Genomic DNA, 23,639 nt, shown 5'->3' with positions numbered 1-23,639 from the left:
CTGCTTTGTGTTAAAAAGCCTTATGAGAGATTTGTTCGATCAGCTTGAACCTGTTGAGATTCTTGCGCCCGGCGCGGTACTTCTGCGCGGCTTCGCATTGCCGGATGAAGAAGCGATTTTGAAATCGGTCGCGGATATCAGCGCTGCCGCACCATTTCGGCATATGGTGACGCCCGGTGGCTATCGCATGTCGGTCGCCATGACCAATTGCGGGCAAGCGGGCTGGGTAACCGACAAAACTGGCTATCGATATAGCGCCAATGACCCTGAAACCGGGAAGCCATGGCCAGCCATGCCGGACGCCCTTCGGTCTCTCGCTGAAAATGCCGCCCGACAGGCCGGATATCCCGATTTTTCGCTTGATGCCTGCTTGATCAACCGATACGAGCCCGGCGCAAAGCTGTCCTTGCATCAGGACAAGGACGAGCGTGATTTCGCCAATCCGATTGTGTCCGTTTCGCTTGGTCTTCCGGCGATCTTTCAGTTCGGAGGCCTCAAGCGCAACGACCCGATCACCAAATATCCCTTGCATCATGGCGATGTGGTTGTCTGGGGTGGCCCGTCACGCCTTTATCACCATGGCATATTGGCGCTGAAAGATGGCGAACACGACAAGGTTGGTCGTGTTCGCCTCAATCTGACTTTCCGAAAAGCGTTTTAAACGCCTAGTTCAAAGCCTGCTGGCGCGTTTCGACATTGATCAGGAACGCAATCACACCTGCCAGCGCCAAAAGGCCAGCAAACATTGCCACAGCCACGTTGAAACTTTGGCTGATAACGATGGCCAAAGCCGACGGCGCCAGAAGGCCACCAAGACGCGCCATGGCACCTGCCGCGCCCATGCCGCTGGCGCGCAGGGCTGTCGGATAAAGCTCCGGCGTGAAGGCATAGAGCGCGCCCCATGTGCCGAGCAGCGCGAAGCTCATGATCAGGATCGATGCGCCGACTACAGCCGAACTATCGGCAATCGTGAACAAGGCACAGGCCGCAGCGCTGATGAACAGGAAGCTGATCAGCGTCTTGCGACGGCCCCATGTTTCAACGCCGTAAGCGGCGAGTGCATAGCCCGGCAATTGCGCCAGCGCCACCACGACCAGAAAGCCGTAACCGCGCACGAAGCCGAAGCCGTCACCGGCGAGCTTGGCCGGTATCCAGGTGAAAATGCCGTAATAGGATACCGAGACGAGGAACCAGATCGCGAGCGTTGCGAGCGTGCGCTGACGCAGCTTTGGCGACAAAAGCCGTTCATTCGTTACAAGAAGCGGCGCTTCAAGTCGCGCCTTTGGCGGCAGTTCTGGCTTTCCGTTGCGGCGCAGCACGCGGTTCATCACTGATTTTGCCTCATCCGCGCGACCGGATTTCAAAAGATGCATTGGCGATTCAGGCACCCAGAGGCGCAGCCAGATACCGATAAGCGCAGGCGCTGCGGTGACGACGAAAATATAGCGCCATGCATCCTCGACACCGGCAAGGCTCGCGGCCCATGCGGCAAGCGCGATCACCACGGTGCCCACGGCCCAGAAACCTTCCAGCATGACCAGCCAGCGACCACGGTTCCTGGAGGGCAAAAACTCAGCCATCATGGCATAATCGACAGGCAGCGTTCCACCGACGGCCACGCCGGTCAGGAAACGCAGTGCAAGCAGAACTTCGAAACCAGGTGCGAAGGCTGACAGCAGACCAAACACGGCATCGCACGCGACGGTGATCAGCAGCACACGGCGGCGGCCATATTTATCGGCGAGTCTGCCGAACACGGCTGCACCGACCAACATGCCGAAGAAGAAAAGCGTTCCGGTTTGCAATGCCTGCGGCACGGTCAGCCCGAATGTTTTTGCAATGGACGCTGCGGTGAAGCCGACAGCCAGAACCTGCATCGCGTCCGCTGCCCAGACGAGGCCGAAAACCCCGAGCAAGCCTCGCTGGAATGCGCCCGTCCCCGCCTGATCGAGCGATTGTTCGATGGTGATCTTCATGCCGTCTACGTCCCTCTCCGGCCGAATAAAGTGCGAGCATTTACAGCGCTGCGCATACCGTCCTGTCAATCGCTGTTTTCTGAAACTGCACCGCCTTTTGCCTGCAAAAAGGTCCACAGGCTTTCAGCACGTGGCGAAAGCGGTGCATCGTGGCGGAAGATGCGAATTTCCGTCGTCAGATCCCAATAGGGATCGACCGAAGCGGGCACCATATCGCCACGACGGATTTCTTCCAGAACCAGACTTTCCGGCAGCCATGCCATGCCCCACCCGGCCTGAACCATCGCTTTGAGACCGATAGACATGGTGTTCTCATGCACGACCTTGCGCGCAAAACTTGGACCGGACGCAAATTTCTGCGCCAGAGCCGCGCCGAAGAATGAAAAGTCGCCATAGCTGAGATAGGGCAGTGGCGCGCCGGTCTCGATAGCGCGATCCAGCACAGGCCCGTCCCCGGACGGCAACGACACCGGGATCAGCCTTTCTGTGCCCAGAACGATCGACGGAAACCGTTCCCTGTCGATCAGGATTGGCACTGACGGATGCGCATAAGTCAGAAAGAAATCGACTTCGCCTTCGGTCAGGGTCGCGATATTGTCTTCAAACCCGCCGCGATCCGGCGCCAGATGCGAATGAATATTGCCGATGGTCGCATCAATCCCCTTCAGCCATTGCGGAAAGAACGTGACGGTCAAAGTATGCAAGGCTGAAAATTTCAGCGCAGGGTTGTGTCCTTGCCGGCTTGGCTGAAGGCTTCTGCGCGTGGCGTAAAACTGCCGGACCGCATCTTCCGCGACGTGAAGAAAGGTCTTCCCTTCATGGGTCAACTGAGCCGGAAAGGTGGCGCGATTGACGAGCGTTACCCCCAGCCAGACCTCAAGCTGCTTGATCCGCCGCGAAAAGGCCGACTGCGTCACATGGCGCGCCTCTGCCGCCCGGGAGAAGCTCGACGTTGACGCAAGCGCGATGAAGTCTTCCAGCCATTTCAGTTCCATAGGCGCTCCTTAGGGGAGTAGGGGAATAAGGGAGTAAGGGAATAGGTCAGTAAGGCAGTAAGGCAGTAAGGCAGTATGTTTGCGTCTCGGACAGGCGATAACAACAGCTATTCACCTATTCCCTTACTCCCTTATTCCCCTACTCCCTTCCCCTTATGCAATTTCTGCATAGTGATTGCAAAACATAGCATTGGCCAGCTAAATTCTTTTTTCCTACCGTCCTTTCAATCGAGAAATGCAGATGCCGAGGACGTATTTTGGCCAGAGTAATTTATGTGAACGGAGCCTTCGTCGACGAAAGCGACGCAAAGGTTTCGGTTTTTGATCGCGGCTTTCTGTTTGGCGACGGAATCTACGAAGTGAGCGCTGTGATCGATGGACGTCTGGTCGATAATGATCTTCATCTCGCCCGGCTGGAACGCTCGGTCAAAGAAATCGACATCGCCCTGCCCGTCTCGCTTGACGATATTCGCAAGGCGCAGATTGAACTCATCCGCCGCAACACGCTTCACGAAGGCGTGGTCTACATGCAGGTGACGCGCGGCGAAGCCGATCGCGATTTTGTCTATGCAGACGATATCAAGCCCAATCTGGTGATGTTCACGCAGGCCAAAAATCTGGCCAATGCACCGTCGGTGCTGAATGGGGTTCGTGTCGATGTCACACCGGATACGCGCTGGGCACGCCGCGATATCAAGACCGTCATGCTGCTGGCGCAGGTCATGGCCAAGAAGCAGGCCAAGAGCAAAGGCTTTCATGAAGTCTGGCTGGTTGAAGACGGTTTTGTCACCGAAGGCGCTTCATCGACCGCCTTCATCATTTCGCACGACAATGTGCTGGTGACGCGTCCCAATTCGCATTCCATCCTGCCCGGCTGCACGCGCCGGGCCGTTCTGAAAATCGCCGAGGAACAGAACCTCACCATCGAGGAGCGGCTGTTCACGGTCGATGAAGCCAAGGCCGCCAAAGAGGCCTTTCTCACGAGCGCATCGAGCTTCGTGACGCCGATTATCGGCATTCAGGACCACACCATCGGCGATGGCAAGCCGGGTCCGCATACGCGTCGTCTGCAGGAAATCTACATGGATCTGGCCCGCACGGGTGCAGAAGCCGTTCTCTAACCCAAAAGAAAGCAAGAGGGGAATATGACAATAAAAAACCTATTTAAGTCAGCAGCTTATAGCGCATTGTTCGCAAGCGTCGCCACAGCGGCAGGAGTAAGCAGTGCATCTGCCGCTACCGAGGGTTACGGCGATTGCCCGCTGATCGGTGATAAGGGATCGGCATCGATCACCCCGGCTGTGCCCGGTCAGTTCACCGTCATCATCAACCTGCCTGCCATCGGCCAGTTCAATGGCGATACGCCGGACACGATCAAGGACGGCTATGAATTCTGCATGGCCGTCAATATCGCGCATCGCCTTGGCCTTGAGAAAGTAAAGCTGGTCAACGCCTCGTTTGACTCCATCGTTGCAGGCCAGAACAAGGATTATGACATCGCGCTGGCGCTGATCTCCGTCACCGAACCGCGCAAGAAGGTCGTTGATTTCTCCACGCCTTACATGAACTCCGACTATGGTGTAGCGGCCCGCGCCGACAAGCCGGTGACGGAAGCCGAAATGAAGACGGTGAAGGTCGGCACGCAGGCTGGCACGACGCTGGTTCCTTTCGCGCAGGAAACGCTGAAAGTTGCAAGCCTCGATGTCTTCGACGATACCGCATCGATGTTCACCGCGCTTGCCGCTGGCAAGGTCAATGCCGTGATGACCGATCTGTCGATCATTCTCGGTCAGGTGAAGAATTCCAACGGCAAGCTGGCAGTGGTCGGCAAATATGAATCCAGCGGCGAAACCGCCGGTATTTATCCGAAGGGCACAGAAAACAAGAAAGTCATCGATCAACTGATCGCCGACATGGGAAAAGACGGAACCCTGAAGAAGCTGGAAGCAGCCTATCTGCTGCCGTCATGGGGCATGTCCCCGTCCGACGTTCCACTTTGGAAGCCTTGATCTGACGGTTTGCCGGGCTGCGGCTGCCATTGCAGCCGTGGCCCGGTCTTCCGATCTTGACACCGTGGCAGCACGTTTCACAAACGGGCGCGCGACCACCTTGCCTCAGCGAGAATATCTATGTCCCATCCGGCACCGGAAGCCAGCGCGGAGCGCGCGCGGCAATGGCGCAGCCGAAACAAAGTCCGCACCCATAGCGGTCGGTCCTTGTTGGCTTTCGCCTTTTCGTTCATCACCCTTCTGGCTTCGGCGCAGACCGTCCACAGCGTGACCAGTTATACGATCTCGCAGGGATGGCCTGCGACGCCCGTTCTCACCATCGGCTGGGCGCTGCTTTTGGCTCCGCTCGCCGTATTGTGGTTCGCCTGGCGTGCTGTACAGCTTTCAATGCAGGCCGGGAAAAGCGCCGATATCTACGCGGGCCGGGAACTGGGTGCACGTGCTTCGGATATGTCCTGGCAGGTCATCTCCTATGCCGTTGCCGTGCTGATCCTCTGCGCTGGCGCATGGTTCATGATCGTCAATGATGCTGCGGTCAGCCGCACCTTCTTCGACGTCAGCCTGATTGCCAAGTCGGCGGGTACCGTACTCAAGGCCTTCGGCACCAACATTGTCATCTTCTTCATTTCAGCCATTCTCATCCTGGTCTGGGCGCTGGTCATTGCGATTGCCCGCACGCTTCCCGGAAAGGCTGGCAGGCCGATCCGCCTGCTCGCCACCTTCTACAGCGACCTGTTTCGTGGCCTGCCCGCCATCATCACGATCTATCTTATCGGTTTCGGCCTGCCCTTGACGGGCCTGCCGATCCTGAAAGACCTGTCGTCCAATGCCTATGCGATCATCGCGCTGACGCTGACCTATGGTGCCTACACGTCCGAAGTCTATCGCGCCGGCATTGAAAGCGTGCATCCAAGCCAGATTGCGGCAGCGCGCTCGCTCGGTCTCTCTTATGTCCGCACCATGCGCTATGTCGTGGTTCCGCTGGCCGTGCGCGGCATCATTCCGCCGCTGATGAACAACTGCATCAGCTTGCAGAAAGATACGGCGCTGGTCGCGATCATCGGCACCATCGACGCCTTCAACCAGTCGAAAATCATCGCCAGCAATTATTTCAACCTGTCGGCTGTCACCACCGTCGCCATTCTGTTCATCCTGATCACCATTCCGCAGGCCCGTTTTGTCGATCGTCTGATCGAACGGGATCGCCGGAAAATGCGTTCGAGTATGTGAGGAATACGGATATGGCACTCGTTGAAATCGACAAGGCAATCAAGCGTTATGGATCGCTGGAGGTTCTGTCCGGCATCAGCCTCGACATCGAAGAGCATCAGGTCGTTTGTCTGATCGGCCCGTCGGGCTGCGGCAAGTCCACGCTTCTGCGCTGCATCAACCGGCTCGAGACCATTGATGAAGGCGAAATCCGCCTGCATGGTGACCGTGTGACCGGACCGGGCGTTGACCTCGATGTCCTGCGCCGCGAAATCGGCATCGTGTTTCAGGGCTATAACCTGTTTCCGCATATGACCGTGATGGAAAACGTCACGCTCGGCCCGACAAAGGTGCTGGGCATGCCGGTCAAACAGGCGCAGGAAAAAGGGCTTGCCCTCCTTGCCCGTATCGGCCTTGACCACAAGGCGAAGGAATATCCGGACCGGCTTTCCGGCGGACAACAGCAGCGCGTCGCCATCGTTCGGGCGCTGATGATGGACCCGACATTGCTGCTTCTAGATGAGATCACCTCGGCGCTCGATCCAGAACTGGTATCGGAAGTGCTTGATATCGTGCGCGATCTGGCGACCAAGGGCATGACCATGGTGCTGGCCACCCATGAAATGGGTTTTGCACGCGAGGTTGCAGACAAGGTCTGTTTCCTGCAAAACGGTAAGGTCTATGAAGAAGGTCCGCCGTCGCAAATCTTCGGCAATCCGCAGGGTGAGCGCACACAAGCCTTTCTCAAGCGTATTATCGAAGCCGGGCGTCTCTGACCCACAGGTCTTTTAAAAACGGAACTATGACATGACCGCAACCGCACGTGACTTCGGCATCATCTGTGGCACCATGCCAACCGGCGCCAAAAATGCCATCACTGATGTGCCGGGCGTGCGGGTCGGCCACCACACTCTGCGCTATGGCGATATCAATACCGGCGTGACGGCCATTTTGCCTCATGATGGCAATCTCTATCGGCGCAAGGTTCTGGCTGCCTGCGATATCATCAACGGGTTCGGCAAGAGTACGGGGCTGGTTCAGATTGAGGAACTCGGCACGCTGGAAACGCCGATCCTGCTGACCAACACTTTTGGCGTCGGCACCTGCGCCAACGCCCTTATCCGCGACGCAATTGCCGCCAATCCCGATATCGGACGCACCACCGCCACCGTCAATCCGGTCGTTCTGGAATGCAATGACGGCCCGCTCAGCGACATTCAAGCCATGGCCGTAACCGAGGAACACGCGCGCCTTGCCTTGCAGGCAGCAAGCGACGATGTGGCCCAGGGTAATGTGGGTGCTGGAACTGGCATGAGCTGCTTTGGCTTTAAAGGCGGCATCGGTTCATCGTCCCGGCAATTCGTGCTGGATGGCTCGACCCATCATCTTGGTATTCTGGCGCTAACCAATTTCGGACGCGCGGGCGACCTCGTGCTTCCCGATGGACGCCGCCCCTCGCCCAAGACGGAAGCGCAACCGGAAAAAGGCTCGGTCATACTCGTGCTCGCAACCGATGTGCCCATGGAGCACCGGCAGCTGAAACGTGTCACGCGTCGTTGTGGTGCGGGGCTGGCGCGGCTCGGCGCGTTCTGGGGCCACGGCAGTGGTGATATTGCTGTCGGCTTTTCAACCGCCGTGACTTTCGACCATGACGAGCCGAGTGACTTCACCCGGATATCGGTCCTCAATGAAAACCGGATCGACACGCTGTTTCGCGCCGCGGCGGAGGCAACGCAGGAAGCGGTGCTGAATTCCATGTGCGCGGCGGAAGCCATGCGCGGACGTGCCGCAAACCGCCGTTCATTGGCCGACTGGCTTGCCGCAAACGCCGCATAGGCCACTCCCCCCAATATTTCAGTCCCCGTTCAGGCAACTGAACGGGGGCACATAGTTGGCGTTGTAACCACAACGCGAATATCATATTCCTCGCGCATCCGTCACTTTAATCGGAAGTCTGATCGCAGCTCTTTCAAGCATTATAAAGAGTATAGCCAATTTTATTGCTAGCAATTTAAAAATATGTTGCTTCGATGTACATACCATCCAATCCATATTAAAAACAATTCGAATTTTTTATTCGATTATTATTTATTTCTCTAAGGAAATATCAAAATTTCGAAAGTCCCCCTTTGCGCGATTTTGTTGTTTTTTCCGTTCAGCGCGGGCTGTGTTGCAGTTGGGCCGGATTATCGCGCCCCTGTCATCAATACGCCCCCCGCGTGGAACAGTAAGGCCAGCACCGTTGCTCCCAATCTCGCAGACTGGTGGAAAAACCTGCGCGATCCAATTCTGGACCAGCTCATTGCTGACGGCATTGAGGGCAGTCCTAACGTTGCGATAGCAAAAGCAAAAGTACGCCAGGCGCGCGCCAGCTACGCGTCGGCGGGTGGCACACTTTATCCGTCCGTGGATGGAAAAGGCAGTTTCACGCGTTCTGGTGGTGGTGGCAGTGATACCACCACCAGGTCGAGTTTCGGGTTAGATCCTGCATGGGATATCGATTTGTTCGGCGCGAACCGGCGCGGTGTCGAAGCGGCGTATTACGCAAAAGAATCGGCGAGCGAACAGTTGCGTGCGGCGCTCGTCAGTCTGATCGGTGATATCGCAACCAATTATGTCCAGTTGCGCGGCGCGCAGGCGCAGATCGCAATCGCCGAGCGCAATGCTAGTTCACAGCGCCGAACTGTTGCCCTCACCCGCACGCAGCTGGAAGCTGGCAACATATCACAGGTTGATCTGCTGAGCGCACAAACGCAGGCCGACACCACAGAGGCCGGAATTCCTTCGCTACGCATCAGCTATGCCAGTTCTCTGAACAAGCTATCGACACTCACGGGGCGTTCGTCGCTTGCGCTGGCCGCGATATTGGACAAGCCCCGGCCCTTGCCTTCCGCACCGCGCAGAATAGCTGCCGGATTACCTGCAAATCTCTTGCTCAGCCGCCCCGACATCCGCGCTGCAGAACGAGATTATGCTGCCGCAACAGCCAAGATTGGCCAGAGTCAGGCGGCACTTTATCCAAGCGTCTCCCTTACCGGCAAAATCGATACCGGCGGTGCAAACTTTGGCGATCTTGCCCGGTTGTCGACCATAGGCTGGTCATTCGGCCCCAACCTCACGATACCTGTTTTCCAGGGCGGCAAGCTGCTTGCTGATGTTGATGCGGCCCGGGCAACGCGGGACGAGGCTTTCATCAAATACCGCCAAACTATTCTGGACAGTTTGAGCGAAGTGGAAAACGCCAGTGTCCAATTCAACCAGAACCGTCTGCGCATCGCTCAGCTCGAGAAGATTGTGGGTAACAACCGTAAGATCACTGCGTTGACGCTCGACCAGTTCAAGGCCGGATCCAAAAATTTCCTCGACGTCCTCAACGCCCAGCGCAGTTTGCTCGATCAGGAAAACGCGTTGGCGCAAGCGCGCGTGGAGATCATCACCAACTACGTCGCTTTGCAGAAGGCACTCGGCGGAGGTTGGAACGGTCGGATCGACATCGACAGGTCGGAAGTCGTGGACGGCTATACTGGTCCGCATCTCGTGAAACCTCCCATGGCAACCGCGCCTGATCATCCTGCGAGGCCGCAATGAACTCCCCGAACTCTGTATCGAAGCGACGTTTTCGCAAACGTTGGGGCGCGGCCCTCCTTGTCTTGATGCTGGCCGCCGGTCTGTCGTTCGAACATTGGTCCGCTCACGAGCCGCTGCCTGAGATGACAACCGTAGAACGCGGTGACCTTGAAAGCTCTGTGGTTGCGTCGGGCACATTGCGCCCTAAAAATCTGGTTGCCATCGGCACGCAGGCCACAGGGCGGATACTCTCGCTCAAAGTGAAAACCGGACAGCATGTAAAACAGGGCGAGGTCGTCGCGCTCATCGATGCCGCGAGCCAGCAGAACGATCTGGACAAAGCCCAGGCGACACTGCGTCAGAACGAGGCCACCCGTGAGCAGAACCTCGCCGATCTGGAACTGGCGAAGCTGGATCTTGCCCGCAATCAGGCGATGATCGGAAAAAATGCTGTCGCGCGATCTGAATATGACAAAGCAGTAGCCGGATTGAAAAAGCAAAAAGCGGCCTTGGCCAATACGGAAGCCTTGATCGCGGCGTCGGAGGTTGAAGTCCGCATCGCGGAAACCAAGCTGGCCTACACTCGGATCACGGCTCCCATTGATGGCACCATACTTTCAATGGTGGCGCAGGAGGGCCAGAACGTCAACGCGCAACAAACCGTCCCGACAATCGCGATCCTCGGTCAACTCGACACGATGACGGTGGAAGCCGATATTTCTGAAGCGGATATTACGCAGGTGCATGATGGCCTGCCGATCTACTTCACCATTTCCGGAAGAAATTCAAAACGTTACGATGCAAAGCTCGAAACAATCGAGCCTGCGCCGGATTCCGTTGTGAGCGACAAGAGCTTCGGCACCAGCAACGGCCTTTCGGCTGCCAGCGGCGTGACGGCCTCTGCCGTTTATTACAAAGGCAAGTTCAGCATTCCCAACGCCGACGGTCTGCTCCGCACCTATATGACGGCGGAGATCCATATCGTTCTGGCGAAGGTCAAAAATGTCCTGCTCGCTCCTGTGTCGGCGCTGAAACCGCTCGGTAATGACGACCCGGATAGTCCGGGTAAAGCAACCGTCCGCGTGCTGAATGCCTATGGAACGCTGGAGGAGCGCACCGTGGAAACCGGAATCACCGACAAGATCAACACGGAAATCCGCTCAGGCTTGCAGGAAGGTGACAAGATCGTCACCGACAATCAGGAAACCACTGTAACGACTGACGGTGCCTGACATGAGCGATATGCCGTTGATTTTGTTGAAGGCTGTTTCGCGCCATTACCCATCCGGTGACGGTTTCACCACGGTCCTGCGCGATATCGACCTCACCATCCAGTGCGGCGAGATGGTGGCGATTGTCGGTGCGTCCGGTTCTGGAAAATCCACGCTGATGAATATTCTGGGCTGTCTGGATCGTCCCTCGGAAGGGCAATATCTGATTTCAGGACGTTCAACGGCGAAACTGGAACCGGATGAACTGGCTCAGCTACGGCGGGAGCATTTTGGCTTTATCTTTCAGCGCTATCACCTGCTGAATGAGCTGGATGCGGTCGGCAATGTCGAAATACCCGCGATTTATGCGGGACAGGCGTGCGAAGCACGGCGCGAACGCGCCCATGAAATCCTGCGGCGGCTTGGCATGAGCGGTCGGACGCACCACCGGCCCAACCAGCTTTCCGGCGGCCAGCAACAGCGTGTGTCGATAGCCCGCGCGCTCATCAACAACGCTGATGTCATACTCGCAGACGAACCGACCGGCGCGCTCGATAGCCGGAGCGGCGAAGAAGTACTCGGCATTCTTCAGGAACTGAACCGTGAAGGCCGCACGATCATCATTGTCACGCATGACAGGGCTGTCGCGGCGCGCGCAAACCGCATCATCGAAATCCACGACGGAGAAATCACAGCCGATACGCTGAAGGCTGTCGATTGCCGCAGCATTCGGACCAATGATCCCCTTGCTGCATCGGAGTCGGAAAAACCTAATCTTTTCCGCAGTATGCGTGATCGCTTTAAAGAAGCCTTTGCGATGGCCTTGCGTTCCATGAACGCGCACCGCATGCGAACATTCCTCACCATGCTGGGGATCATTATCGGAACGGCCTCCGTCGTCTGCGTCACGGCACTAGGGCAAGGTTCACAACAGCGCATCCTCGAACAGATCAGCAGCCTCGGCACCAACACGCTCTATATCGGCCCCGGAACCGGCTATGGCGATCTGAAAGCGGCGCTTGTCACCACATTGAACGTTGACGACGCAAACGAACTGGCCAAGCTGCCCTATGTCGTCGCGGCAACACCTGAAAGTTCCACGATGGGAACGGTCCGCGTTGGCAACAAGGAAGTCAGCATCACGGTCAATGGTGTCAGCGAACGTTATTTTGCGACCCGTAAAAGCAAGCTGGTTGAGGGGCGTTTCTTCGACAAAAGAAGTCTCGATAATCTCGCGCAGGACGCGGTGATCGACACGAACACCAAAAAGGAATTGTTCCCCAACGAACAGGGAACTGTCGTCGGCAGGATCGTTTTTCTGAAACAGATTCCTGTACGGATCGTCGGAGTTACCAAAGCCGATGAACAAGGCATGTCCGGATCGAGCAAGTTGGAATTGTTTCTGCCCTATACAACTGTTCAGACGCGCATGACCGGCTCACGCGCCTTGCAGTCGATAGCCGTCCGCATTCGCGACACCATGGACCCGGCGATCGCCGAAAAGATGGTGACGGCGTTTCTGCAAAGGCGTCATGGCAAAAAGGACTTTTTCATCTTCAACAGCGACACATTGCAGAAAACCATTCAGGCCACGACGGCAATGCTGGCCCTCCTTGTGGCGAGCATCGCGGGCATTTCGCTCTTTGTTGGGGGAATCGGCGTGATGAACATCATGCTGGTCGCAGTTTCGGAAAGAATCAACGAGATCGGCGTGCGCATGGCAGTTGGGGCGCGGCAAAGCGATATCCTGCAACAATTCCTCATCGAATCTATCTTGGTCTGTCTGATCGGCGGCATTGTCGGGGTGCTTGTCGCTGGCGGTTTCGGCCTGCTGTTCGCGCAGTTCAGCACAATGTTCAAACTGATCTACTCGCCAACATCCATTGTAGCGGCGCTGCTGTGCTCCAGCCTTATCGGTATCGGATTCGGTTTCATGCCCGCCCGCAATGCCTCCCGACTCGATCCCGTCGTAGCGCTTGCCCGTGACTGAGCCGTGCACCGGCAGCGTTTCGGGTAACTCGCTTTAAGGGAGTAATTTATATTCACAACCCATGCGGGTTTTCATATTGCTAATAAAGAGCATTAATCTACATATTTAATTATTTGTTTATATTGGCTATTATTGTTTTTTGGAATGACTTTCCCCGCCGAAAACCAGCGGTCAACCGCGACGACCCTGTCAGAATTTTCTGGGCGACGGTGAATTTATGAAGGGGGTTGTTAACCTTCATTTTTTATTACTTGGGCTCATTCAGGCGACAGTATCTATGGTTCAGGTATCATGCGTAATTTGAGAGAAAATTTCCCCCATTCTAACGGAAATCGTGCAGAGAACGCTTCGGACCCAAAGCCCCAGCGCGGCCAGACGGAGGCGCGTAATCCGACAGATGACGGCGCCTGGAAAATCCATTTTTCTCTGGGCGAGAATGTCCGTTTCACCCGCACGCCGGAAGTGGAACTGATGCGTCGTCGCGGCGAGGACCTGCCGGATGTCAACGCTCGCCCGCAGGTTCAGCCTGTTGCGGAAGCGCAGGAAGCCGTTGTTGAAAAAGCAGCCGAAGTCCAACCAATGGCGGTCGCCGCATTGCAGCAGAGCGTTTCGCTCGGCATGGTGCAGCCGCCCGTCGTACCTGTTCCGCCTGCCCTGCCGGTCATGCCAGCTGCCGTCGCGGCACCTGTCGTTCAGGCTATACCAGAACCTGTGGTAGCGCAGGCTCCTATCGCGCCCGCAACTGACATCACAACGTCTGCCTTCGCCTATATTTCCGACTTCGCCTTCTGGGAAGGATGCGATGTTGAGGCAAGCCTTGCGCCGACCGTGCCGCTTGTTGCTGCAGCACCCGCCGCTCCCAAAAAGCCAGCGCCGACTGTTGAATCCATTCTGGCACAGTTCCGCATTCGTGAATGGAACAGCCAGCCGGAAGAAACGCCGGTTGCGGCAGTTGTTGCTGAACCACAGCCAGTGGCAGAAGTTCCGGCTCCTGAACCCATTGTAGCGTCAGAACCTGTCGCCGTGGCTCCAGTCATTGCTCTGGTTGCAAAGGCAAAGGCAATCGCTCCGAAGAAGGTCGAAGCTGCACCGCAGATTGCGGAAGTTGCCGAGGTTTCAGGTGAAGCGACCGAAGACGATGTGGTGCTTGCCGTCGCAGAAGCCGAAGAGCACAGCGTTGAAGAAATCGAAGCGCCTGCACCAGTCGCAGCCACGCCTGCTCCGGCAAAGGCTGCGCCGTCGATTGCCCTCTATCAGCCCCAGCCCCTCCCCCGTGCGGAAGCACCGGTTATTCACGGCGAGTACGAGTTCCCGCCACGCGAGTTGCTGCAAATGCCGCCCACGCTGGATGGCAATGTGATCACGCAGGAAATGCTGGAGCGCAGCGCAGGCTTGCTTGAAAGCGTACTGGAAGATTTCGGCGTGCGTGGCGAGATCATCCATGTCCGGCCCGGTCCGGTCGTCACGCTTTATGAATTCGAGCCTGCCCCGGGTGTGAAATCCTCGCGCGTCATCGGCCTTGCCGACGATATCGCTCGCTCCATGTCGGCGCTTTCCGCTCGCGTTGCCGTCGTTCCCGGTCGCAATGTCATCGGCATTGAGCTGCCGAATGCCAATCGCGAGACTGTCTATCTCCGCGAGATGATCGACTCCCGCACTTTCGAAGCATCGAATTATCGCCTGCCGCTTTGCCTTGGCAAAGGCATTGGTGGCGAGCCGATCATTGCTGAACTCGCCAAGATGCCTCACCTGCTGGTGGCTGGCACCACGGGTTCGGGCAAGTCGGTTGCGATCAACACCATGATCCTGTCGCTGCTCTATCGGTTCAAGCCGGAAGAATGCCGCCTGATCATGGTCGATCCGAAGATGCTGGAACTGTCGATCTATGACGGTATTCCGCACCTGCTTACCCCTGTCGTGACCGATCCGAAAAAGGCCGTCGTGGCGCTCAAATGGGCCGTGCGCGAGATGGAAGAGCGCTATCGCAAGATGGCTCGCCTCGGCGTCCGCAACATCGAAGGTTTCAACGCCCGTGCGGCTTCGGCCAAGGGCAAGGGCGAAACCGTCATGTGCACCGTGCAGGCTGGTTTCGACAAGGAAACAGGCGAGCCGACCTATATTCAGGAAGAACTCGACCTGACGCCCATGCCGTATATCGTGGTCATCATCGATGAAATGGCCGACCTGATGATGGTTGCGGGCAAGGATATCGAAGGCGCGGTGCAGCGTCTGGCGCAGATGGCCCGTGCCGCTGGTATTCACCTGATCATGGCGACCCAGCGTCCAAGCGTCGATGTCATCACCGGCACGATCAAGGCCAACTTCCCGACCCGCATTTCGTTCCAGGTTACGTCGAAGATCGACAGCCGCACCATTCTCGGTGAAATGGGCGCCGAACAGCTTCTCGGCCAGGGCGACATGCTGCATATGGCTGGTGGCGGTCGTATCGTCCGCGTCCATGGACCGTTCGTTTCGGACGAGGAAGTGGAACAGGTCGTCAATCACCTGAAGGAACAGGGTCGCCCGGATTATCTGGCAACCGTGACGGAAGATGAGGACGCCGAAGAAGAAACCGCAGATGCCGCCGTCTTCGATGCGACGTCGATGGGTTCCGAAGATGGCGACGACGTCTACGATCAGGCGGTCAAAGTGGTGCTGCGCGACAAGAAGTGCTCAACCTCCTACATCCAGCGCCGTCTCGGCATTGGCTACAACCGTGCAGCCTCGCTCGTCGAGCGCATGGAAAAGGAAGGTCTGGTCGGACCCGCGAACCATGTCGGCAAGCGCGAGATTCTCACCGGCAATCGCGACTGATTTAATCGATATAATCACTTTAAAAGGCCGGTTTGCGAATGCGAATCGGCCTTTTCTCATCCAATCTCAAGCGCTTGCGCGATGTTGCAAGAATGCCCTTGTCAATATGTAAATTATGATTAATACTTTGGATATTCGTACATTCTTGATGACCGGCCGGGGTAGCCCGGATGCTACTCTGTGCCCAAAAAAACAGGGAGAATGGTTGATGAAAAGCATAATCATTGGGCCTACCGACAAGGATCGTACAGTTACGCAGCAGATACTGCATCGCATTCATGAGCAGATGCCAAAGCCGTCTGAAGACAAGACGCAGGTTTGCAATGTTTTGCGCCGTTCGAAGGGCGGTTATTCGCACCGGCGGCACAAGGTTCACAAGCTTGCCTGATTTTGCCCCATGAATTGAATATTATGTCGGTTCGTTATCAGCGCCACATGCCATTCTCGGCCTGCTGGCGCTGTTATTTTATCCGCTCCAAACTATCTAAATCCGCATGGCTGGTTTATGAGGGAGCATTGCTCCAGTTTCAGTAAATTCAGGAATGTGCGATGATAACCGAAGCCGATGGAAACGACGTGAAGAAAAAATCCGGTTTCTTTCTCGGTTTCATGGCCGTTTTGGCTGGCCTGTTTTTCCTGCTTTTTATGGGGCTTGGCGTCTGGCAGATCGAACGTTTGCAGTGGAAACTCGATCTGATCTCGCGCGTGGATGCTCGCGTCCACGCCGAGCCCGTTGCAGCGCCGGGCAAAGATGACTGGGCCAATGTCAATCAGAAGGACGATGAATATCGTCATGTCACCATCACCGGCACTTATCTGAACGATAAGGAAGTGCTTGTGCGTGCGTTGACCGAACGCGGCGCCGGCTATTGGATACTCACGCCGTTGCGCACTGCTGATGGATCACTGACCTATATCAATCGCGGCTTTGTGCCGGGCGACAAGCGTGATCTGTCAACCCGCCCGGAAACGCAGATTGCCGGTGAAACGACCGTGACCGGTCTTCTGCGCATGCCGGAGCCGGATGGGTTCTTCCTGCGGCCCAACGATCCAGAGAAGAACAGCTGGAACTCTCGCGATGTTGCGGCTTTCGCCGCGAAAGAGAAACTTGGCACCGTCGCACCCTATTTCATCGATGTGGACGCCAAGTCCAATCCGGGCAACCAGCCGATCGGCGGGTTGACGGTTGTATCCTTCCGAAACAGCCATCTGTCCTATGCAATCACCTGGTTTGCGCTCGCAGCCATGGTCGCCGGGGCTGCGGTGTTCGTCTGGCGTTACGAGCGCAAATCCAGAGCTTAAACATGCAATGCGTGGCCAAGCGCCTTCATGCTGGCCTCGGCAAAGCCTTCGCCCAAGGTCGGATGTGCATGGATTGTCCCAGCAATATCTTCAAGGCGCGCGCCCATTTCAACGGCTTGCGCAAAGGCAGACGACAGTTCAGAAATACCGACACCGACCGCCTGAATGCCCAGAATGACATGATTGTCTGCCCGCGCCACCACGCGGATAAAACCGTCTTCCCTCTCAACCGTCATGGCACGGCCATTTGCCTGAAACGGAAAAATACCGATCTGCGTATTGTGGCCTGCCTTGCGCGCCTCATCGGGCAGCAGTCCCACTGTTACGATTTCCGGGTCGGTGAAGCAGACGGCGGGGATGCAGCGCTTGTCCCAGGCCTGCTTGCCGCCCGCGATGATCTCGGCAACCATTTCGCCCTGCGCCATGGCGCGATGCGCCAGCATCGGCTCTCCCGTGACATCGCCAATTGCATAAACGCCGCGCATCGACGTGCGGCAACGATCATCGATGCGGATGAAACGCCCATCCATATCGAGCCGGATTTCACTCAAGCCCCAACCATCAGTCTGCGGCTTGCGCCCGACCGTCACCAGCACCTTATCGGCCTCGATGCGTTTCGCTGAACCATCAGCCGCCAACACTTCCAGCGCCTTGCCGTCGGTGGTCAGTCCCTTGGCCGATGTGCTGGTCAACACCTCCACGCCAATCGCTTTCAATCGTGCCATGACGGGACGCGTCAGTTCGGCATCATATTGCGGCAGGATGCGGTCGGTGGCTTCCACCACGGTGACTTTGGAACCCAGCTTGGCGTAAGCCGTGCCGATTTCGAGCCCGATATAACCACCGCCCACAACAGCTAACTTCTCCGGTATCGCTCCCAGAGACAAGGCTTCCGTGGACGAAATGATATTGCCACCGAAGGGCAGCGCCTCGATTTCAACCGGCACGGAGCCGGTGGCAATCACGATATTTTCCGCATGAATGGTCTGGCGGCCCGTATCGGTGTCAACCAGCACGGTCTTGCCGTCCATGAACCGCGCCTGCCCCTGAAACATGCGCACGCGCGACCGTTTCAACAGCCCTGCGACGCCGCTATTCAGCCGATTGACGATGCCGTCCTTCCATTCAAGCGTTTTGCCAAAATCGATAGCCGGATTTTGCGCGGTAATACCGAGTGCGCCTTTCGATGCGAAATGCGTCAGGCGCTGGAATTCATCCGCCGCATGGATCAGCGCTTTCGACGGAATACAGCCGACATTGAGGCAGGTGCCGCCGAGGCGCTTTCGCTCGACCAGCACGGTGTCGATGCCGAGTTGCCCTGCCCGGATGCCACAGACATAGCCGCCGGGACCGCCACCGATGATCAGAAGTTTGCAGTTAATCTCACTCATAAGTTCAGCCTTCCACAAAGATCATCGCAGGCGTTTCGATGAGGCTTTTCAGCTTCTGCACAAAGACAGCCGCATCCCATCCATCGATCACCCGATGATCGAAGCTGCATGAAAGGTTCATCATCTTGCGCGGCACGAACTGGGTTCCGTCCCACATCGGACGCACGGCAATCTTGTTGATGCCGACAATCGCGACTTCCGGTCGATTGATGATCGGTGTCGTGGCAATCGCCCCGAGCGGTCCAAGCGACGTGATGGTGATGGTGGAGCCGCTCAGTTCTTCCCGCTTTGCCGTGCCGTTGCGGGCGGCGTCGGTCACACGCGACAGCTCGGAAGCTGCTGCGAAAACGGTCATGCTCTCGGCATGACGCACCACGGGGACGATCAGGCCATTTGGTGTCTGTGTGGCAATGCCCACATGCACACCGCCAAACTGGCGGATAATATCGGCTTCATCATCGAAATGCGCATTGAGACCCGGCTGTTCTTTCGCCGCCTTGACGATGGCGCGGATGACGAATGGCAACAACGTCAGGCGCGGACGCCCTTCCTTCTTCTCATTGTTGAGACTGGTGCGTAGCTCTTCAAGCTGTGTGACATCGACTTCCTCAACAATGGTAATATGGGGAATATGGCGTTTTGCATCCGCCATTCGTTCGGCGATCTTGCGCCGAAGCCCGATCACTTTGATTTCGTTAACGGACGTATCGGCGGCATAGCCGGACAAAGCCGTTGCAGCCCCGCTTTCGGCCTCAAAAAACGCGTCCAGATCTTCATGCGTGATGCGCCCTGCCGGACCTGTTCCACGCACGCGCCTGAGATCGACACCCGCATCGCGCGCGCGCAACCGGACCGATGGCGTGGCCAGCGGCTTTTCGCCTTCTGCCCGGACAGGGCCAGCGCCCGCAAAAGTGCGGCTCGAGGTTTCACGCTTTGGTGCTGCCGGCTTTGGCGGAACGGGCGTCTGCAACAAGACCGGCCCTTCCGGAGTCTGCGGCTTTGGCGTTTCAGCCTCTATCGGACTATGCGCTGGCTCTTCCGCCTTCGGTTCCGCGCTTGCACCGGAAGCACCTTCGATTTCAAGCCGCACCAGTTCAGAACCGACGGCTATCTTTTCCCCCACCTCGCCATTGATCGCGATGACTTTGCCAGCGCGTGATGACGGGATTTCCACCGTCGCCTTGTCAGTCATGACAGCGGCCAGAAGATCATCCTCACGAATGATATCGCCAACATTCACATGCCATTCGACAAGTTCTGCCTCGGCAACGCCTTCGCCAACATCGGGGAGTTTGATTGTAAAATGAGCCATGGTCTCTCCCCTCACGCTTCCATGATAGACACAAGTGCGCGACCGACACGATCAGGACCGGGGAAATATGCCCATTCCTGCGCATGCGGATAAGGCGTGTCCCAACCGGTCACGCGAATGACAGGCGCTTCGAGGTGATAGAAGCAATCGCGTTGCACGAGTGCCGCCAGTTCCGCGCCATAGCCACAGGTCAGCGTTGCTTCATGCACGATGACGCAACGCCCCGTCTTGCGCACCGATGCCATGATCGTCTCCGTATCGAGCGGCAGAAGCGTGCGCAGATCGATGATCTCGGCATCGACGCCGGTTTCCTCGGCGGCGGCCAGCGCCACATGCACCATGGTGCCATAGGCCAGCACCGTAACCGCGCTGCCCTCGCGGCGAATGGCGGCCTTGCCGAGTGGAACCGTATAATAACCTTCCGGCACTTCGCCCAGATCGTGCTTCTTCCACGACGTCACCGGCTTGTCGTGATGGCCGTCGAAGGGGCCGTTATAAAGCCGTTTCGGCTCAAACATGATCACCGGATCGGGATCTTCAATGGCTGCAAGCAGCAGGCCTTTGGCGTCGGCCGGCGTTGACGGCATCACCGTCTTCAGGCCGGAGACGTGAGTGAACAGCGCTTCCGGGCTCTGGCTGTGCGTCTGCCCGCCATAAATACCGCCGCCGGATGGCATGCGGATCACGATGGGACATGTGAACTCGCCCGCCGAGCGATAGCGCAGACGGGCGGCTTCGGAAACAATCTGGTCATAGGCCGGATAGACATAATCCGCGAACTGCACCTCGATGCAGGGGCGCAAGCCGTAAGCCGCCATGCCAATTGCCGTGCCGACAATGCCAAGCTCGCTGATTGGCGCATCGAAACAGCGCTCCTTGCCGTATTTCTTCTGCAAACCGGCGGTGCAGCGAAACACGCCGCCGAAATAGCCGACATCCTCACCGAACACGACCACATTCTTGTCGCGCTCCATGGCAACGTCGTGGGCGTTCTGGATCGCCTCGATCATCGTCATTCTGGGCATAGTCATCTTGGTCATTGATCAGAACCCCGCTTCCTGACGCTGGCGAACAAGATGCGGCGGCGTTTCTGCGTAAACATCCTCGAACATGTCGCGCATGGACGGTTTGCGCCCGTCATGCAGGGTGCCAATGGCTTCCGCCTCGCGCTGCGCGCTGACGACAAGGTCCATCACTTCCGCTTCCGCCTGCTTGTGGCGGTCTTCCGACCAGACGCCACGCAAGATCAGATAGTTCTTCAGTCGCAAAATCGGATCGCCAAGCGGCCATGCATCGCTTTCCGCTTTGGGGCGATAAGCGGAAGGATCATCCGAAGTGGAATGGCCGCCAGCGCGATAGGTCACATATTCAATGATCGTTGGGCCAAGATTGCGCCGCGCGCGCTCAACAGCCCATTTGGCAACAGCGTGAACAGCCAGATAATCATTGCCGTCAACGCGCAGCGCCGGAATGCCGAAGCCATGCCCACGGGCCGCGAAAGTGCCGGAGCCACCGCGTGCAATCCCTTGAAATGTCGAAATCGCCCACTGGTTGTTGACGATGTTCATCACCACAGGCGCCTTGTAGGTCGAGGCGAACACAAGGGCTGCGTGAAAGTCGCTTTCAGCCGTCGAGCCGTCGCCGATCCATGCGGCGGCAATTTTGGTGTCGTGGCTGATTGCCGAGGCCATCGCCCAGCCGACAGCCTGCGTATATTGCGTCGCGAGATTGCCGGAAATGGTGAAGAAGCCGTGTTCCTTGGAGGAATACATCACGGGAAGCTGGCGGCCCTTCAGCGGGTCCTGCTCGTTGGAGAAAATCTGGTTCATCATGGTGACGAGCGGATAATCATCAGCAATCAGAAGTCCGGCCTGCCGATAGGTGGGGAAATTCATGTCGCCCTTGCGCAGCGCCTTGCGAAAGGCGCAGCTGACTGCCTCCTCGCCCAGATGCTGCATGTAGAACGACGTCTTGCCCTGACGTTGCGCCATCATCATGCGCGCATCATAGGCACGCAGGATCATCATGTGGCGCAGACCGTCTTTCAGCTCGTCATCGGTGAGCGTTCCAGCCCACGGGCCGACCGCTTCGCCCTCGCGGTTCAGAACGCGGATGATGCTGAAGGCCAGATCGCGCATCGCTTCCGGCTTTTCGTCTATTTCCGGTCTTCTTACACTGCCAGCGCGAGGGATTTTGACATGGGAGAAATCCGGCGCATCGCCGGGCCGCCATTCCGGTTCGGGAACATGCAGGGATAGTACGACATCGTCGCTCATGCGGGCATACCTCGCAATGGGCCAAGAACTGGCCTCGCAAAACTGGCACTGAATGTCGAACGGGTGGAATTCTGTTTGGGTCCGGCGAACAGGCTTCTTCAAAACCCGGTTTCCGGGTGGCCTTTCAAACACAGATTGACCGCATTCCTCCCATGCGACGTGAAGCCGGTTTTCCTCCTCCGATTTCACTGTCATTCAGGGTGATACGGGTTACAAAATAAAGCAAGATTATTTTCATGGCCTCGAGAGGTGATCCTGAAGTTTAGTTCTCCTACCTGAAAATGCATCGCTTCATGAGGTCAATGAAATAAGTGTATTTCCATGTTTTATATAGGATTTGATATGGAATGTTTCGGCGGTCATGCGCGCAATTTTCTTACGCAGCATTGACGAATGCGTCAGTACCATCTGGTACTCTATCGAGCGATATCCGCTTCATCCGATAGTGCCTGAGGCACTTTGTCCACCGCGTCGCGATGATAAAACTCACAGAAAATGCGATCCGGGAACCTGATTCTCGCGGGCACAAAAAACCGCGCTTGAAACAAGCGCGGTTCAATTTCATCGAATGTCGAATGGTTTAGCGGACAGCCTTGCCGTCATCGTCAAAGCGATGCGTCTTGTCCGCTTCCGGCGACACGAAGATGATGTCATCTTCCGTATAGTGGTGCTCCCCGAACAGGCGAACGGTGATGAGTCCCGCCACTTCGGTTTCCACGTAAAGAATGGTATCCGCACCGAGATGTTCGGCGTGGATAACCTTCCCCTTCCATTTGCCGCTTTCACGGCTGACGCCGAGATGTTCCGGACGGATGCCGATGGTCTTCGCGCCCGTTTCACCGATACGGCCCGCTTCGACGAAATTCATCTGCGGCGACCCGATGAAGCCTGCCACGAACAGATTGTCAGGCTTGTTATAAAGCTCCATCGGCGAACCGATCTGTTCGATACGGCCCGCATTCAGCACCACTATGCGGTCAGCAAGCGTCATGGCCTCAACCTGATCATGGGTGACATAGATCATGGTTGCTTTCAGTTCGCGATGCAGCTTGGCAATTTCGAGACGCGTTTGCACGCGCAACGCGGCATCGAGATTGGACAAAGGCTCGTCAAACAGGAACAGCTCCGGGTCACGCACGAGCGCGCGACCGATAGCGACGCGCTGGCGCTGGCCGCCCGACAGTTCCGCCGGACGCCGTGCCAGATAGGGATCAAGCGACAGCATGGATGAAGCGCGCGTGACGCGGCTTTCAATCTGCTCCTTCGGCGCGCCGGACTGTTTCAGGCCAAGGCCCATATTGTCCTTCACCGTCAGATGCGGATAAAGCGCATAAGACTGGAACACCATCGCGATGCCGCGCTTTGAAGGCGGAATGACGGTCACATCCTTGTCGTTGATCAGCACCTGCCCTGAAGACACATCTTCCAGACCGGCAATCGAACGCAACAGCGTGGATTTTCCGCAACCGGAAGGCCCCACGAAAATGATGAACTCGCCGTCGCGAACTTCCAGATTGATATCCTTCAGAACAGCCTGCGCACCGTAGCTCTTATGTATCGACTTGAGTAGCAGCGATCCCACAGTCA

At 57.1% G+C, this 23,639-nt stretch carries 19 protein-coding genes; 12 read left to right on the top strand and 7 right to left on the bottom strand.

Annotated elements, in window-relative coordinates; all coding sequences use genetic code 11:
- Nucleotides 1-22 precede the first annotated feature (22 nt).
- The gene (gene alkB, locus FIC94_RS02280) at nucleotides 23-661 is read left to right on the top strand and encodes a DNA oxidative demethylase AlkB (RefSeq protein ID WP_140023778.1); all 639 of its coding nucleotides are present in this window, start codon (nucleotides 23-25) and stop codon (nucleotides 659-661) included.
- Between the two features lie 4 nt (nucleotides 662-665).
- On the opposite strand, the gene FIC94_RS02275 is transcribed toward alkB, so the two are convergent.
- Both FIC94_RS02275 and FIC94_RS02270 read right to left on the bottom strand, forming a co-directional pair.
- On the bottom strand, nucleotides 666-1,976 hold the full coding sequence (locus tag FIC94_RS02275; protein WP_140023777.1) for an MFS transporter: 1,311 nt from the start codon (nucleotides 1,974-1,976) through the stop codon (nucleotides 666-668).
- Nucleotides 1,977-2,041: 65 nt separating this feature from the next.
- A complete protein-coding gene (locus tag FIC94_RS02270; protein WP_140023776.1) occupies nucleotides 2,042-2,971 on the bottom strand; it encodes a LysR family transcriptional regulator in 930 nt (309 codons plus the stop codon).
- Nucleotides 2,972-3,228: 257 nt separating this feature from the next.
- Between FIC94_RS02270 and FIC94_RS02265 the strand changes: the two genes are divergently transcribed.
- The 11 genes from FIC94_RS02265 to FIC94_RS02215 all read left to right on the top strand — a co-directional run bounded on the left by FIC94_RS02265 (nucleotide 3,229) and on the right by FIC94_RS02215 (nucleotide 17,073).
- Entirely contained in the window at nucleotides 3,229-4,092 is an 864-nt protein-coding gene (locus FIC94_RS02265; protein WP_140023775.1) for a D-amino-acid transaminase, read from the top strand.
- Between the two features lie 24 nt (nucleotides 4,093-4,116).
- On the top strand, nucleotides 4,117-4,980 hold the full coding sequence (locus tag FIC94_RS02260) for an ABC transporter substrate-binding protein (protein WP_140023774.1): 864 nt from the start codon (nucleotides 4,117-4,119) through the stop codon (nucleotides 4,978-4,980).
- 120 nt (nucleotides 4,981-5,100) lie between these two features.
- Nucleotides 5,101-6,210: an amino acid ABC transporter permease gene (locus FIC94_RS02255; protein ID WP_140023773.1), complete on the top strand. Its 1,110-nt coding sequence runs from the start codon at nucleotides 5,101-5,103 to the stop codon at nucleotides 6,208-6,210.
- A gap of 11 nt (nucleotides 6,211-6,221) precedes the next feature.
- Nucleotides 6,222-6,965, top strand: a complete 744-nt coding sequence (locus FIC94_RS02250) for an amino acid ABC transporter ATP-binding protein (protein WP_109367395.1) — start codon at nucleotides 6,222-6,224, stop codon at nucleotides 6,963-6,965.
- A 31-nt stretch (nucleotides 6,966-6,996) separates the two neighbouring features.
- Nucleotides 6,997-8,025 carry a DmpA family aminopeptidase gene (locus FIC94_RS02245; RefSeq protein ID WP_140023772.1) on the top strand — a complete coding sequence of 343 codons (1,029 nt, stop codon included), beginning with the start codon at nucleotides 6,997-6,999 and terminating at the stop codon, nucleotides 8,023-8,025.
- Nucleotides 8,026-8,331: 306 nt separating this feature from the next.
- Nucleotides 8,332-9,777 carry an efflux transporter outer membrane subunit gene (locus FIC94_RS02240; RefSeq protein WP_235891936.1) on the top strand — a complete coding sequence of 482 codons (1,446 nt, stop codon included), beginning with the start codon at nucleotides 8,332-8,334 and terminating at the stop codon, nucleotides 9,775-9,777.
- Entirely contained in the window at nucleotides 9,774-10,988 is a 1,215-nt protein-coding gene (locus tag FIC94_RS02235) for an efflux RND transporter periplasmic adaptor subunit (protein WP_140023770.1), read from the top strand. The genes FIC94_RS02240 and FIC94_RS02235 overlap by 4 nt, the downstream gene beginning before the upstream one ends.
- 1 nt (nucleotide 10,989) lies before the next feature.
- On the top strand, nucleotides 10,990-12,957 hold the full coding sequence (locus FIC94_RS02230; protein ID WP_140023769.1) for a MacB family efflux pump subunit: 1,968 nt from the start codon (nucleotides 10,990-10,992) through the stop codon (nucleotides 12,955-12,957).
- Between the two features lie 291 nt (nucleotides 12,958-13,248).
- On the top strand, nucleotides 13,249-15,771 hold the full coding sequence (locus FIC94_RS02225) for a DNA translocase FtsK (RefSeq protein ID WP_140023768.1): 2,523 nt from the start codon (nucleotides 13,249-13,251) through the stop codon (nucleotides 15,769-15,771).
- Between the two features lie 208 nt (nucleotides 15,772-15,979).
- The gene (locus tag FIC94_RS02220) at nucleotides 15,980-16,159 is read left to right on the top strand and encodes a hypothetical protein (protein WP_109367401.1); all 180 of its coding nucleotides are present in this window, start codon (nucleotides 15,980-15,982) and stop codon (nucleotides 16,157-16,159) included.
- Nucleotides 16,160-16,320: 161 nt separating this feature from the next.
- A complete protein-coding gene (locus FIC94_RS02215) occupies nucleotides 16,321-17,073 on the top strand; it encodes an SURF1 family protein (protein WP_371830882.1) in 753 nt (250 codons plus the stop codon).
- On the opposite strand, the gene lpdA is transcribed toward FIC94_RS02215, so the two are convergent.
- The 5 genes from lpdA to FIC94_RS02190 form a co-directional block, all read right to left on the bottom strand.
- Complete coding sequence (gene lpdA, locus FIC94_RS02210) at nucleotides 17,070-18,464, bottom strand: dihydrolipoyl dehydrogenase (RefSeq protein ID WP_140023767.1); 1,395 nt, start codon at nucleotides 18,462-18,464, stop codon at nucleotides 17,070-17,072. The two genes, FIC94_RS02215 and lpdA, sit on opposite strands and share 4 nt — an antisense overlap.
- Nucleotides 18,465-18,468: 4 nt before the next feature.
- Complete coding sequence (locus FIC94_RS02205) at nucleotides 18,469-19,776, bottom strand: dihydrolipoamide acetyltransferase family protein (RefSeq protein WP_140023766.1); 1,308 nt, start codon at nucleotides 19,774-19,776, stop codon at nucleotides 18,469-18,471.
- An 11-nt stretch (nucleotides 19,777-19,787) separates the two neighbouring features.
- On the bottom strand, nucleotides 19,788-20,801 hold the full coding sequence (locus FIC94_RS02200) for an alpha-ketoacid dehydrogenase subunit beta (protein WP_140024024.1): 1,014 nt from the start codon (nucleotides 20,799-20,801) through the stop codon (nucleotides 19,788-19,790).
- 18 nt (nucleotides 20,802-20,819) lie between these two features.
- A complete protein-coding gene (locus FIC94_RS02195) occupies nucleotides 20,820-22,052 on the bottom strand; it encodes a 3-methyl-2-oxobutanoate dehydrogenase (2-methylpropanoyl-transferring) subunit alpha (protein ID WP_109367404.1) in 1,233 nt (410 codons plus the stop codon).
- Nucleotides 22,053-22,632: 580 nt separating this feature from the next.
- Nucleotides 22,633-23,634 (bottom strand): ABC transporter ATP-binding protein, encoded by a 1,002-nt coding sequence (locus FIC94_RS02190; RefSeq protein ID WP_140023765.1) that lies wholly within the window; start codon nucleotides 23,632-23,634, stop codon nucleotides 22,633-22,635.
- Nucleotides 23,635-23,639: the final 5 nt, after the last annotated feature.

It is taken from the genome of Ochrobactrum teleogrylli (genome assembly GCF_006376685.1).
Lineage (GTDB): Bacteria > Pseudomonadota > Alphaproteobacteria > Rhizobiales > Rhizobiaceae > Brucella > Brucella teleogrylli.
The sequence above is the reverse complement of the archived record's forward strand: the minus strand, read 5'-3'. Positions and strand labels throughout refer to the sequence as shown.

What these genes read in the sequence shown, in the direction of transcription:
- FIC94_RS02235 (WP_140023770.1), top strand. Translation starts at nt 9,774, where the DNA reads ATGAACTCCCCGAACTCTGTATCGAAGCGACGTTTTCGCAAACGTTGG.
- FIC94_RS02250 (WP_109367395.1), top strand. Translation starts at nt 6,222, where the DNA reads ATGGCACTCGTTGAAATCGACAAGGCAATCAAGCGTTATGGATCGCTG.
- FIC94_RS02230 (WP_140023769.1), top strand. Translation starts at nt 10,990, where the DNA reads ATGAGCGATATGCCGTTGATTTTGTTGAAGGCTGTTTCGCGCCATTAC.
- FIC94_RS02255 (WP_140023773.1), top strand. Translation starts at nt 5,101, where the DNA reads ATGTCCCATCCGGCACCGGAAGCCAGCGCGGAGCGCGCGCGGCAATGG.
- FIC94_RS02270 (WP_140023776.1), bottom strand. Translation starts at nt 2,971, where the DNA reads ATGGAACTGAAATGGCTGGAAGACTTCATCGCGCTTGCGTCAACGTCG.
- FIC94_RS02200 (WP_140024024.1), bottom strand. Translation starts at nt 20,801, where the DNA reads ATGCCCAGAATGACGATGATCGAGGCGATCCAGAACGCCCACGACGTT.
- FIC94_RS02225 (WP_140023768.1), top strand. Translation starts at nt 13,249, where the DNA reads ATGCGTAATTTGAGAGAAAATTTCCCCCATTCTAACGGAAATCGTGCA.
- FIC94_RS02260 (WP_140023774.1), top strand. Translation starts at nt 4,117, where the DNA reads ATGACAATAAAAAACCTATTTAAGTCAGCAGCTTATAGCGCATTGTTC.
- FIC94_RS02220 (WP_109367401.1), top strand. Translation starts at nt 15,980, where the DNA reads ATGAAAAGCATAATCATTGGGCCTACCGACAAGGATCGTACAGTTACG.
- lpdA (WP_140023767.1), bottom strand. Translation starts at nt 18,464, where the DNA reads ATGAGTGAGATTAACTGCAAACTTCTGATCATCGGTGGCGGTCCCGGC.
- FIC94_RS02195 (WP_109367404.1), bottom strand. Translation starts at nt 22,052, where the DNA reads ATGAGCGACGATGTCGTACTATCCCTGCATGTTCCCGAACCGGAATGG.
- FIC94_RS02205 (WP_140023766.1), bottom strand. Translation starts at nt 19,776, where the DNA reads ATGGCTCATTTTACAATCAAACTCCCCGATGTTGGCGAAGGCGTTGCC.
- alkB (WP_140023778.1), top strand. Translation starts at nt 23, where the DNA reads ATGAGAGATTTGTTCGATCAGCTTGAACCTGTTGAGATTCTTGCGCCC.
- FIC94_RS02215 (WP_371830882.1), top strand. Translation starts at nt 16,321, where the DNA reads ATGATAACCGAAGCCGATGGAAACGACGTGAAGAAAAAATCCGGTTTC.
- FIC94_RS02275 (WP_140023777.1), bottom strand. Translation starts at nt 1,976, where the DNA reads ATGAAGATCACCATCGAACAATCGCTCGATCAGGCGGGGACGGGCGCA.
- FIC94_RS02245 (WP_140023772.1), top strand. Translation starts at nt 6,997, where the DNA reads ATGACCGCAACCGCACGTGACTTCGGCATCATCTGTGGCACCATGCCA.